We start from the raw sequence: 12586 nt of genomic DNA on the forward strand, positions 1-12586 counted from the left end.
ACGGCCGGCCGCAGATGTGACGAGGAGGCCATTGCCGCAGAGGGATCTGGACCAGACCCACGGCAATGGCCTTCTTCGTATGTGCACGAGGAGAGCTCAATGAATCACGGTGCCGACGGCGCGCACACAGACCATGCCGGCAACAGCGGCCGGCGACGCTTCCTGCTGAAGCTGTCGGGCGAAGCGTTCGCCGGCGGCGGCGGGCTGGGTGTCGACCCCGATATCGTGCACGCGATGGCCCGCGAGATCGCCGCCGTGGTCCGCGACGGCTACGAGATCGCCATCGTGATCGGCGGCGGCAACTTCTTCCGCGGCGCCGAACTCCAGCAGCGCGGCATGGACCGGGCCCGCTCCGACTACATGGGCATGCTCGGCACGGTCATGAACTGTCTGGCCCTCCAGGACTTCCTGGAGAAGGAGGGCATCGACTCCCGCGTCCAGACGGCCATCACCATGGGGCAGGTTGCGGAGCCGTACATTCCGCTGCGTGCGGTGCGCCACCTGGAGAAGGGCCGGGTCGTCATCTTCGGCGCCGGTATGGGCATGCCGTACTTCTCCACCGACACCACCGCCGCCCAGCGCGCCCTGGAGATCGACGCCGAGGCCATGCTGATGGGCAAGAACGGCGTCGACGGGGTCTATGACTCCGACCCCAAGAAGAACCCCGACGCGGTCAAGTTCGACGCCCTCGAATACGGTGAGGTCATCACCCGTGACCTGAAGGTCGCCGATGCCACCGCCATCACGCTGTGCCGGGACAACAAGCTCCCGATCCTCGTGTTCGAACTGCTCGCCGAGGGCAACATCGCGCGTGCGGTGAAGGGTGAGAAGATCGGCACGCTCGTCAGCGATCAGGACACCCGGGCCTGACGGCCTCAACTGCCGCCATTCCGTGCGGGCATCGGCCCGTACGGGCGGCAACTCCCGGCCGGGGTAAGACCCCCGGTACGGGGATGGACAACCGCCTGCCGGTCGGACACCGTGCAGGAGAAGACGCGCGGCAGGGGCGAGGCTCTGCTTCTTACCGAAAAGACCAGGAGCAAGTGGTGATCGAAGAGATCCTCCTCGAGGCCGAGGAGAAGATGGAGAAGGCCGTCGTGGTCGCCAAGGAGGACTTCGCCGCGATCCGCACCGGGCGTGCGCACCCGGCGATGTTCAACAAGATCGTGGCGGACTACTACGGTGCGATGACGCCGATCAACCAGCTGGCGTCGTTCTCGGTTCCCGAGCCGCGGATGGCCGTGGTGACCCCGTTCGACAAGAGCGCGCTGCGCAACATCGAGCAGGCCATCCGCGACTCCGACCTCGGCGTCAACCCGAGCAACGACGGCAGCATCATCCGGGTGACGTTCCCCGAGCTGACCGAGGAGCGCCGCAAGGAGTTCATCAAGGTCGCCAAGAACAAGGCCGAGGACTCGAAGATCTCGATCCGCAGCGTCCGCCGCAAGGCCAAGGAGGCGCTGGACAAGCTCGTCAAGGACAAGGAGTCCGGCGAGGACGAGGTGCGCCGCGCCGAGAAGGAGCTCGACGACACCACCGCGAAGTACGTCGCGCAGGTGGACGAGCTGCTCAAGCACAAGGAATCCGAGCTCCTCGAGGTCTGATGAACGAGTCATCCTGGGGGGCCCCGCCCGGCGCCGGCCGTTGGGGACCGCCCGACAACGGACCGGCCTCCTCGCTTCGCGGTGCGGCGCCGACCGCCTCGGCGGGTCCCGTGCACGACTGGGGCGAAGCGGCGCAGACTCGGCCCATGCCCATCGTGCCCGAACCAGGCGGACACCAGGACGACGACCGGGAACAACGGGATATCCGGGATGACCGGGAACATCCGGACGACCGGGGGGCTGCTCGACTGAGCGGCCCCCTGTTCCGCGACGAAAAGCCGCAGGAGCCCATGCCCACCGCTTTCCCCGATCCCTCCGGGTCCGACCGATCGCCGGCCCCGGAGAAGCCGAAGAAGAAGGGCGCGGGGCGCAATCTGCGTGCCGCGATAGGGGTCGGCGTCGGTCTCGGCGCGGTCATTCTCGCGTCGCTCTTCGTCTACAAGCCCGTCTTCATCGGCGTGATCGCGATCGCCGTCGTCGTGGGGCTGTGGGAGCTGACCTCGCGGCTGGCGGAGCGCAAGGACATCAGGGTGCCGCTGGTGCCGCTCGCCGTCGGCGGCACCGCCATGGTGGTCGCCGGCTACGTACGCGGCGCCGAGGGCGCATGGGTGGCGATGGCGCTCACCGCGCTCGCCGTCCTGGTGTGGCGGATGACCGAGGCACCCGAGAACTATCTGCGGGACGTCACCGCCGGGGTGTTCGCGGCGATCTACGTGCCCTTCCTGGCGACGTTCGTGGCGCTGATGCTCGCCGCCGAGGCCGACGGGTCGCAGCGGGTGCTGACGTTCCTGCTGCTGACGGTCGTCAGCGACACCGGCGCCTACGCGGTCGGCTGGCGGTTCGGCAAGCACAAGCTCGCGCCGCGCATCAGCCCCGGCAAGACCCGCGAGGGGCTCGTCGGTGCGGTGCTCTTCGCCATGGTGGCCGGCGCGCTGTGCATGGAATTCCTGATCAAGAACGGCGCCTGGTGGCAGGGCCTGCTGCTCGGCCTCGCGGTCGCGGCCAGCGCCACCCTCGGCGACCTCGGCGAATCCATGATCAAGCGTGACCTGGGCATCAAGGACATGGGCACCCTGCTCCCCGGCCACGGCGGCATCATGGACCGCCTCGACTCCCTGCTGCCGACCGCCCCGGTCGTCTGGCTGCTGTTTGTGATCTTCGTGGGGTCGGGCTGAATCGCCCAGGTACTCTGGAAGGGCCCGCTGTCTGAGGCGGCGGGCCCTTTTCCGGCCTCGCGGCTGCGGGGATGGCCCCGTGAGTTCTCCGGGTTCCGGCATCGTTCTGCCGTTGGCTCCGCGACAGTGGAGATCGTCCGGCCCGTCGCATTGAGGAGTTTCGCCCATGGCACCGCCCGAGCCTGGTGTGCTGACTTTCGTCGCCCCCCGCGGCGCCAAGAAGCCCCCTCGGCACCTTGCCGATCTCAGCCCCGTCGAGCGCCGTGAAGCGGTGGCCGCGATCGGTGAGAAGCCGTTCCGCGCCAAGCAGCTGTCGCAGCACTACTTCGCCCGTTACGCGCACGACCCGGCGCAGTGGACCGACATCCCGGCGGCGGCCCGCGAGAAGCTGGCGAGCGAGCTGCTGCCGGACCTGATGAGCGTCGTACGGCACATCTCGTGCGACGACGACACCACCCGCAAGACCCTGTGGAAGCTGCACGACGGCACGCTCGTCGAGTCCGTGCTGATGCGCTACCCGGACCGGGTCACCATGTGCATCTCCTCGCAGGCCGGCTGCGGTATGAACTGCCCGTTCTGCGCCACGGGGCAGGCGGGGCTGGACCGCAACCTCTCCACCGCCGAGATCGTCCACCAGATCGTCGACGGGATGCGGGCGCTGCGCGACGGCGAGGTGCCCGGCGGACCGGCGCGGCTGTCCAACATCGTCTTCATGGGGATGGGCGAGCCGCTCGCCAACTACAACCGTGTCGTCGGCGCCATCCGGCGGCTGACCGACCCCGAGCCGGACGGCCTGGGCCTGTCCCAGCGGGGCATCACGGTCTCCACGGTCGGCCTGGTCCCGGCGATGCTGCGGTTCGCCGACGAGGGCTTCAAGTGCCGGCTCGCGGTGTCGCTGCACGCGCCGGACGACGAGCTGCGCGACACGCTGGTCCCCGTCAACACGCGCTGGAAGGTGCGTGAGGTGCTGGACGCGGCCTGGGAGTACGCGGAGAAGTCCGGTCGGCGGATCTCGATCGAGTACGCCCTGATCCGGGACATCAACGATCAGGCGTGGCGCGGTGACCTGCTGGGACGGCTGCTCAAGGGCCGGCGGGTCCATGTGAACCTGATTCCGCTGAACCCGACGCCCGGCTCGAAGTGGACCGCCTCGCGCCCCGAGGACGAGCGGGCGTTCGTGAAGGCCATCGAGGCGCACGGCGTGCCGGTGACCGTCCGGGACACCCGCGGCCAGGAGATCGACGGGGCCTGCGGGCAGCTCGCCGCCTCGGAGCGCTGACGGCCCGCTGGTACGGTGTGCTCGAACAAATGCACATTCCGACAGGGGAGCGCCACAGCGCTGAGAGTGCGGAAGCGTCGTAGTCCTACGGTGCCCGCAGACCCTTGAACCTCGCCCGGGTCATTCCGGGTAGGAAGTTCGGTCGTCACTCATGCTGTTGCGCCCTGCCCGCAGTCCCCTCCGTACGTCGTCGGACGTCGCGAGCCGTGGACTCCGGGCGGGGCCGCGTCTCTTCCTGGCCAGCCAGGAGGAAATCAGTGAGCACCACCAGCAGGATCACCGCCACCGCGCTGGCCGCCGCGGTCGGCATGACCGCGCTCGCCGCGTGCGGCAGCCCGGGCGACGGCGCGGACGCCAAGACCGTCACGCTCGTCAGCCATGACTCGGGTCCCTCCCAGTCCGCCCTTGCCGCCTTCGAGAAGGAGAGCGGCTACAAGGTGAAGGTCCTCAAGGGCGGGGACGCCGGCAAGGCCGTCAACCAGGCGATCCTGTCCAAGGGCAACCCCCAGGGCGATGTGTTCTTCGGCATCGACAACACCCTGCTCTCGCGCGGCCTGGACGAAGGCCTCTTCAGCCCGTACGAGGCCAAGGGGCTGGACAAGGTCCCGGCCGCGCTGCAGCTCGACAAGGGCAAGCACCGCGTCACCCCGCTCGACTACGGCGACATCTGCGTCAACTACGACCGGGCCTACTTCGAGCGGCACAAGATCGCGCCGCCGAAGACCTTCGACGATCTGATCAAGCCCCGGTACAAGGGGCTGCTCGTCACGGAGAACGCCGCAACCTCCTCCCCGGGGCTCGCCTTCCAGCTCGGCACCATCGCCACATACGGCAAGGAAGGGTGGCAGGACTACTGGAAGAAGCTCAGGGCCAACGGCGTTGAGGTCGTCGACGGCTGGGAGCAGGCCTACAACGACCGCTTCTCCGGCTCCGCGGGAGGCAAGGGCAAGGGCGACCGGCCGCTGGTGGTCTCCTACGCCTCCAGCCCGCCCGTCGAGGTGCTCGGCAAGAAGCCGGCGCCCCAGCAGGCCCCCACCGGGGTCGCGACCGGCACCTGCTTCCGTCAGATCGAATTCGGCGGCCTCCTCAAGGGCGCGAAGAACGAGAAGGGCGGCAAGGCGCTGCTGGACTTCCTGCTGAGCAAGAAGTTCCAGGAGGACGTCCCGCTGCTGATGTTCGTCAACCCGGCGCGCGCGGACGCCAAGGTGCCGGACCTGTTCACCACGTACGGCGCGAAGATCGACAAGCCGGCGACGCTGGCCCCGGAGGCGATCACCGAGAACCGCGAACAGTGGATCAAGCAGTGGTCCTCGCTCGTTCTGAAGTAACCGGCGCCCGGCGCCTTCGGCCGGCACGGGGAACGGCGGTGCGGCTCGGCCTGATGGCGGTGCCGCTCGCCTTCTTCGCGCTGTTCTTCGCCTACCCGGTGGCGGCGATCGTCGGACGCGGACTGAAGGACGGCGGACAGTGGCAGCTCGGCCGGTTCGGTGAGGTGCTGAGCGACCCGGATGTCGCGCATGTGCTGTGGTTCACCCTCTGGCAGGCGGCCGCCTCGACCGGACTGACGCTGCTGATCGCCCTGCCCGGCGCCTATGTCTTCGCGCGCTTCGACTTCCCCGGCAAACAGCTGCTGCGGGCGGTGGTGGCGGTGCCGTTCGTGCTGCCCACCGTCGTCGTCGGCTCGGCCTTCCTGGCGCTGGTCGGGCGGGGCGGGCTGCTGGACGACCTGTGGGGGCTGCGCCTGGACACCTCGGTGTGGGCGATCCTGCTGGCGCATGTCTTCTTCAACTACGCCGTGGTCGTACGGACCGTCGGCGGGCTGTGGGGGCAGCTCGACCCGCGTCAGGAAGAGGCCGCCAGGGTGCTGGGTGCCGGGCGGTTCACGGCCTGGCGGCGGGTGACGCTGCCCGCGCTGGGCCCGGCCGTCGCGGCCGCCGCCCTGATGGTCTTTCTCTTCACCTTCACCTCCTTCGGGGTGGTGCAGATCCTCGGCGGCCCCACCTTCTCGACGCTGGAGGTGGAGATCTACCGGCAGACCGCGGACTTCCTGGACCTGCCCACGGCCGCGGTCCTCACCATGATCCAGTTCGCGGCGGTGCTGGGCGTACTGGCGCTGCACGCCTGGACCGTGCGCCGCAGGGAATCCACCCTCCGCCTCGTCGCCGCCTCGCAGACCGCGCACCGGCCGCGCGGCCGCGGCCAGTGGGCGCTGCTGTGGGGGACGCTCCTGGTCATCGCCGTCCTGCTCATCGTGCCGCTGGCCGTACTCGTGGAGCGGTCGTTCGCCGGGCCGCACGGCTACGGAACGGACTTCTACGCGTCGCTGCGCTCCGCCGCGGCCGCCGACAGCACCTTCACCGTCGCCCCCCTCGACGCCCTGTGGAACTCCCTCGCCTACGGGGCCGCCGCCACCGTCATCGCGCTGGTGGTGGGCGGGCTGGCGGCCGCCGCCCTGACCCTGCCCCGCCTGGGCCGGGGGCCGTCCGGGCGGACCCCCCTGGTCAGCCGGTTCGTCCGGGGATTCGACGCGCTGCTGATGCTGCCCCTCGGCGTCTCCGCGGTCACCGTCGGCTTCGGCTTTCTGATCAGCCTCGATGCGCCACCGCTGGATCTGCGCGCCTCGTGGTGGCTGGTCCCGCTCGCCCAGGCACTGGTGGGGGTGCCGTTCGTGGTCCGCACCATGCTGCCCGTCCTGCGGGCCGTCGACGGGCGGCTGCGGGAGGCGGCCGCCGTGCTGGGTGCCTCGCCGTGGCGGGTGTGGCGGGAGGTCGACCTGCCGATGGTGCGGCGGGCGCTGCTGATCGCCGCGGGCTTCGCCTTCGCCGTGTCGCTCGGCGAGTTCGGCGCGACGGTCTTCATCGCACGGCCGGACCAGCCGACGCTTCCGGTGGCCGTGGCCCGGCTGCTGGGGCGTGCGGGAGAGCTCAACTACGGGCAGGCGATGGCCCTGTCGACCATCTTGATGGTGGTGTGCGCCGGCGCCCTGCTGGCCCTGGAGCGCGCCCGAACCGACCACTCCGGGGAGTTCTAGATGACGGCACGGGACACGACTGCGGCACGGGACGCGACCACGGCACGGGAACTGCTGCGGCTGGGCGGGGTGACCGTCCGCTTCGGCGCCGCCGGACACCCCGCGCTCGATGCGGTGGACCTGGATGTCGCCGCGCACGAAATCGTCTGCGTACTGGGGCCGAGCGGCAGCGGCAAGTCCACCCTGCTGCGGGTGGTCGCCGGCCTCCAGCAGGCCGACGCCGGGCAGGTGCTGCTGGCGGGACGCGACCAGGCGGGAGTGCCCACACACCGGCGCGGCGTCGGGCTGATGTTCCAGGACCACCAGCTCTTCCCGCAGCGCGACGTCGCGGGAAACGTCGCCTTCGGACTGCGGATGCGGCGAGCCTCACGCGCCGACCAGGAGCGCACGGTGGCCGAACTGCTGGACCTCGTCGGGCTGCCGGGCGCCCAGCGGCGCGCCGTGGCCTCCCTCTCCGGTGGCGAACAGCAGCGGGTGGCGCTGGCCCGTGCGCTCGCCCCGCGCCCGACGCTGCTGATGCTGGACGAGCCGCTCGGCCAGCTCGACCGCGGGCTGCGCGAACGGCTGGTCGTCGAACTCCGCCGCCTCTTCCGCGAACTGGGCACCACGGTGCTCGCCGTCACCCACGACCAGGGCGAGGCCTTCGCGCTCGCCGACCGCGTCGTGGTGATGCAGGACGGCCGGATCGCGCAGACCGGCACACCACTGGAGGTCTGGCAGCGCCCCGCCACCGAATTCGTCGCCCGCTTCCTCGGCTTCGACAACGTGGTCGAGGCGCGGGTACAGGGCGGTGCCGCCGCCACCCCCTGGGGCAAGGTGCCGATTCCGGACGGCACCCCGGACGGGCCCTGCCGTCTGCTCGTACGCCCGGCCGGGGTGCGGCTGACCCCCGCAGCCGAGGGCCTGCCCGCCACGGTCGCGGCCCGCACGTTCCGCGGCACCCATGTCGCCCTGCTGCTCCAGCCGGACGGCGGGCCTCAGGTGGAGGCGGCCTGCGCGCTGCGGGACGCGCCGGAGGTGGGCGAACGCGTCGGCATCGGCTTCGCCGTGCGGGACGTCGTGGTGCTCGACGCCGCGGGCGGGCCGGCCTCGTAACCGGGGATCAGCGCTCGGGCGTGGTGGTCAGGGGGTGCGCCGGCCGCCCAGCGGGTGCGCCCTCGGCCGCCGGCCGCGGCAGGCCGCCGTGCGGCGCCGTACCGTCCGCGGGCAACGCCGTCGCCTCCGCGTCCGCATCGCCGGCCGGCGCCGGTGCGGGTTCCGTCTCCGACTCGCCGAACCAGGCGACCGCGACGGCGCCCGCCACGGCCACCACGAAGCCCAGGACGGCGACCCAGGCGAAGCCCGGACGCGAGGAGTCGCCGAGCCACAGCACCCCGAGGATGCCGGGGACCACGGTCTCGCCCACCACCAGCGCCGCCGTGGCGCCGTTGACCGAACCGATCTGCAGGGCGACGGTGTGCAGATACATCCCGCCGAAACCCGCGACGAGAATCGCGTACAGAGCGGGGTCGGCGAGCAGCGTGGGCAGATGGAACGGTTCCGCGCCGTTCAGCACCCGTACGCCGACGCCGAGCGCCCCGAAGCCCAGGCCGGAGAGCAGACCGGCGAGGATCGCGGCCCGTGCGCCCAGCAGGCGCACGATCAGGGTGCCGCCGCCCATCAGCACGATGGACGCCACGAGCAGCCACCAGTGGGTGGCGATCGGCGTGTGACCGCTGCCCTCCGGGCCCGCGGCCGTGGCGAGCAGCACCAACGCCGAACAGACCACCGCGATGGAGCTCCACTCGGCCCGGCTGAGCCGGATGCCGAGGAGTTTGATGCCCAGTACGGCGGTGATCACGAGGTTGGCGCTGATCACGGTCTGGGACAGGAACAGCGGCAGCAGCCGGGCCGCCAGCGCGCCGAGCCCGAAGCCGATGAAGTCCAGCACCGTGCCCACCATGAACTCCCAGGTCACGGCGGCCTTCGCGGTCGACGAGAGGCTGGGGCCGCCGTGCTGGGTGACGCCGGGCGCGGAGGACTTGGCCGCCTCCCGGCGTGCGGACTTGCGCGAACCCACCGCCTGTAGGACCGAACCCGTGCCGTAGCAGGCCGACGCCGCCACGGCCGTCAGAAGGCCGATGATCACCAGGAGCTCCGTTTCGCGCGCTGTATTACCTGTTCATTACCTGGCCTGGCAGACGCTCATTTCGGGACGGGAGTTGCCTCAGGCGGGCAAACAGATAGCGCGGCCCGTTGGCGCGGGCGGCGACGGAACCTCCGACAGGACCGGCGACGGAACCTCCGACGGGACCGGCGGCGGGGGACGCGGACCGGCGGCGGGGACGCGGACCGGTCAGGACGCCGCGGTCAGGAAGCCGCCCCCGCCTTGAGACGGGCCAGCGCCGCCGGGGCTTCGTCCACCGAGTCGACCAGGGTGATCCGGGCCGCCATCGGGCGGCCGGCCGCCAGCGCCTGCAGCAGCGGCCAGGCGGGCAGCTGCTCGGTCCAGTGCGCGCGGTTCACCAGCACCATCGGGGTCGGCTCGCCCCGCGACTCGTAGTAGTTCGGGGTCACGTTGTCGAAGATCTCCTGTACGGTCCCGGCCGCGCCCGGCAGGAAGACGACACCGGCGTTGCAGCGCGCCAGCAGACCGTCCTCGCGGACCGCGTTGACGAAGTACTTGGCGATATGGGTCGCAAAGGGATTGGGCGGCTCGTGCCCGTAGAACCACGTCGGTATCCCGACCGAGTGGCCGCCGCCCGGACGGCTCCGGCGCACGTCGAAGGCGGCCCGCGCCCACTCGGTGACCGAGGGGGCGAAGTGCGGTGCCTTGGCGAGGAGTTCGAGTGCCGAGTCGAGCATGTCGTCCTCGAAGGGCGCGACGTACGCCCCGAGGTTCGCCGCCTCCATCGCACCGGGGCCGCCGCCCGTGGCGACGGTCAGCCCGTCGCGGGCGAGCCGGCGGCCGAGCCGGGCGGCCCCGGCATAGGCGGCGGAGCCGCGCTCCAGGGCGTGCCCGCCCATGACGCCCACCACCCGGGCGCCGGCGAGGTGCTCCTCGAGGGCGTCGGAGACGGCGTCGTCGTGGATGCTGCGCAGCATCGAGGCGAAGATGTCACCGTCCGATTTGGTCTCCTGGTACCAGTGGTACGTGCGGGCGTCCGGGGTGGCGTCATAACCGCCGTCGACCAGTCCCGCGAAGAGCTCGTCCGGTCCGTAGAGGCCGCCTCGGTACGGATCGAACGGCAGGCCCGGTATGGGCGGGAAGACCAGCGCGCCCCCGGCACGGACCTTCGCGGCGGCGCCCGGTTCCATGACGCAGCCGAGGAACACCGAGTCCGTGGTGTCCATGCTGAGCAGCGCGAACGTACGGTCCGTCAGATCGAGCGACTGGACGCGGTGTCCGGCGAGACTGCCCGAGGCGACGACCCGGTCGAACTCCTCCAGGGACTCGATCTCCCGGTCGTGATCGCGGCGGCGGGGCGCTGGGGGTTGTGAATTCGGCTGCACGCCCGCCATGTTAGGACCGCAGCGACTCCACCAGAGGGCCGAGGTGACCGTCGGCGGCCGCCGCGTCCAGCGCCTCGCGCAGCGCGCTGTCGTAGGTGGGGCGCGCCTTCTGCTGGATGTCGCGGCCCGCTTCGGTGATCACGCTGTAGACGCCGCGGCGGTCGTCGGGGCACAGGTCCCGGCGGGTCAGCCCGGACGACTCCAGACGGGAGGCCAGCCGGCTCACCGAGCTCTGGTTGAGGCCGATGAGGTCGGCGAGCTCCTGCATGCGCAGCTCCCCGTCGTCCGCCTCGGCCAGCCGCGCCAGCGCGCGGTACTCGGAGAGGCCGATGCGGTGGTGCTGTTGCAGGGCCCGTGCCAGTTCCTGCTCGACGCGCGTGTGCAGTGCTCCGAACCGGTCCCAGTGCTCCGCGTCCATCGTCATCCGCTTTCTGCTGCCGCTTTCCGCTGCCGTCTGCCGTTCGGCCTCTGCCGTTCGTTGCTTGCCGCTTGCCGCTTGCCGCTTGCCGCTTGCCGTCATCGGCGGGGGGCTTGACAGCAGCGTACATGCACCTGAAACTTATGTATGCGCATGCAAGCAATGCATGTGCATGGATCTGAAGGCGTGCCGGGAGCACGCGCAGGTAAGCACGGGTAATCAGGGGGAGAGGATGACGATGGCGATGGTGACGCCGGCTTCCGAGGACGTCGTCGCAGAGGCCGCGGCGGCGCAGAAGATCGAGCGGATCGCGACCACACCGGACTGGTACGAGCCGTACAAGATCTCCCAGGCCATCAAGGCGGGCGGGTTGATCCATGTCTCGGGGCAGGCGGGAATCGACGAGCGGGGACGGACCGTGTCGGACGACTTCCTGACGCAGGGGCGCCAGGCGTTCGCGAACGTCGAGCGGGTCCTCGCCGCGGCCGGCGCCTCGCTTGCCGATGTGGTGAAGGTGGGCATCTTCGTGACGGACATGGCCGCGAACCTCGGCCATGTCATCACGCTGCGAGGGGAGTTCCTGTCCGAGCCCTATCCCGCGGACACCCTGCTGGAGGTGTCATCGCTGGCCCAGCCGGACTGGCACATAGAGGTGGAGGTCACGGCACTGGCCCGGTGAGCGCAACGCCTGGCGACCAAGGCCCAAGCGCCCGCTCTCATTCGATCAGGGCGTGCGTCAGCTTCATCAGGCGTTCCCGGGCCTCGGCGTCGTAGGCCTGGTCATGAGCCCGGGTGTCGGTGAACTGGTCGAAGTAACGGCCGGTGGTGGACGCGAGGTCAGGATCGACGAGCAGCCGGAGGGTCGGCTGTACGCCCTCGTCGATGGTGGTCACCGGAGTGAGGCCGTACTCGCGCACCCCGTTGGTGTCCATCAGATGGGCCGGATGGAGCGTGTTCACCGTGACGCCGGTGCCCTCCAACTCGGCGGCCAGATGGAACGTCGACATGATCAGCGCGAGCTTGCTCCGGCAGTAGGCCCGCAGGCCCTCGTAGTCGCGTTCCAGCATGACGTTGTCGAAGTCGACGGCCTCCTGCCCGATCGAAGCGACATTCACCACGCGGGCGGGAGCGGAGGAGGTGAGCAGGGGCAGCAGATCGCGAGTCAGGGCATAGGGGGCGAGGTGATTCACGGCGAAGCGCAGTTCATAGCCCTGCCGGCTCAACTCACGGCGAAGCGGATCGGCGCCGCCGCCCGCGACGGCGTTGTTGATCAATCCATCGAGCCGGGTCTCCGTCGCGCGGATCCGGGCAGCCATCGCGTGCACCTGGTCGAGGTCGGCCAGATCGGCGACGTAGGTGCGGACGGTGGTGCCGGGGGCGGCGGTCCGCACCTCGGCCGCCACGTTCTCCAGGCGGGTGCGGTCGCGGCCGTGCAGCAGGACGGTGCCGCCGCGGGCGGCCAGAGCGAGGGCGAGGCCGCGGCCGAGGCCCTGGGTGGCACCCGTGATCAGGGTGGTGCGTCGATTCATGGCACGCAGCCTGACAGCCCGGCGCTACGGCACAGGAGAGCGTGCTGAACCTGTTGTT

At 70.6% G+C, this 12586-nt stretch carries 12 protein-coding genes; 8 read left to right on the forward strand and 4 right to left on the reverse strand.

Annotated elements, in window-relative coordinates; translation table 11 throughout:
* The first annotated feature begins 99 nt into the window (after positions 1–99).
* The 7 genes from pyrH (at position 100) to ACWD6P_RS15365 (ending at position 8184) form a co-directional block, all read left to right on the forward strand.
* Positions 100–870: a UMP kinase gene (gene pyrH, locus ACWD6P_RS15335; protein WP_451444557.1), complete on the forward strand. Its 771-nt coding sequence runs from the start codon at positions 100–102 to the stop codon at positions 868–870.
* Between the two features lie 176 nt (positions 871–1046).
* Positions 1047–1604, forward strand: coding sequence for a ribosome recycling factor (frr, locus tag ACWD6P_RS15340; protein WP_033269513.1), 558 nt, complete (start codon positions 1047–1049; stop codon positions 1602–1604).
* The gene (locus ACWD6P_RS15345) at positions 1604–2779 is read left to right on the forward strand and encodes a phosphatidate cytidylyltransferase (protein WP_451444558.1); all 1176 of its coding nucleotides are present in this window, start codon (positions 1604–1606) and stop codon (positions 2777–2779) included. The genes frr and ACWD6P_RS15345 overlap by 1 nt, the downstream gene beginning before the upstream one ends.
* Before the next feature lie 166 nt (positions 2780–2945).
* A complete protein-coding gene (gene rlmN / locus ACWD6P_RS15350) occupies positions 2946–4058 on the forward strand; it encodes a 23S rRNA (adenine(2503)-C(2))-methyltransferase RlmN (RefSeq protein WP_451444559.1) in 1113 nt (370 codons plus the stop codon).
* A gap of 257 nt (positions 4059–4315) precedes the next feature.
* Positions 4316–5386, forward strand: a complete 1071-nt coding sequence (locus tag ACWD6P_RS15355; protein ID WP_451444560.1) for a thiamine ABC transporter substrate-binding protein — start codon at positions 4316–4318, stop codon at positions 5384–5386.
* Positions 5362–7089: an ABC transporter permease gene (locus ACWD6P_RS15360; RefSeq protein ID WP_451444561.1), complete on the forward strand. Its 1728-nt coding sequence runs from the start codon at positions 5362–5364 to the stop codon at positions 7087–7089. Before ACWD6P_RS15355 ends, ACWD6P_RS15360 begins: the two co-directional genes overlap by 25 nt.
* Positions 7090–8184: an ABC transporter ATP-binding protein gene (locus tag ACWD6P_RS15365; protein WP_451444562.1), complete on the forward strand. Its 1095-nt coding sequence runs from the start codon at positions 7090–7092 to the stop codon at positions 8182–8184.
* Positions 8185–8191: 7 nt separating this feature from the next.
* On the opposite strand, the gene ACWD6P_RS15370 is transcribed toward ACWD6P_RS15365, so the two are convergent.
* From ACWD6P_RS15370 to ACWD6P_RS15380, 3 genes are all read right to left on the reverse strand, one after another.
* Positions 8192–9217 (reverse strand): hypothetical protein, encoded by a 1026-nt coding sequence (locus ACWD6P_RS15370; RefSeq protein ID WP_451444563.1) that lies wholly within the window; start codon positions 9215–9217, stop codon positions 8192–8194.
* A 221-nt stretch (positions 9218–9438) separates the two neighbouring features.
* A complete protein-coding gene (locus tag ACWD6P_RS15375; RefSeq protein ID WP_451444564.1) occupies positions 9439–10590 on the reverse strand; it encodes an LOG family protein in 1152 nt (383 codons plus the stop codon).
* A 1-nt stretch (position 10591) separates the two neighbouring features.
* Positions 10592–10999, reverse strand: a complete 408-nt coding sequence (locus ACWD6P_RS15380) for a MarR family winged helix-turn-helix transcriptional regulator (RefSeq protein ID WP_451444584.1) — start codon at positions 10997–10999, stop codon at positions 10592–10594.
* A gap of 244 nt (positions 11000–11243) precedes the next feature.
* Here ACWD6P_RS15380 and ACWD6P_RS15385 point away from each other — a divergent pair, with 244 nt between their 5' ends.
* Positions 11244–11678 (forward strand): RidA family protein, encoded by a 435-nt coding sequence (locus ACWD6P_RS15385; RefSeq protein WP_451444565.1) that lies wholly within the window; start codon positions 11244–11246, stop codon positions 11676–11678.
* A gap of 37 nt (positions 11679–11715) precedes the next feature.
* Here ACWD6P_RS15385 and ACWD6P_RS15390 read toward each other — a convergent pair whose 3' ends face one another.
* Entirely contained in the window at positions 11716–12528 is an 813-nt protein-coding gene (locus ACWD6P_RS15390) for an SDR family NAD(P)-dependent oxidoreductase (protein ID WP_451444566.1), read from the reverse strand.
* Between the last annotated feature and the right edge of the window lie 58 nt (positions 12529–12586).

Source organism: Streptomyces sp. NPDC002446, assembly GCF_053595675.1.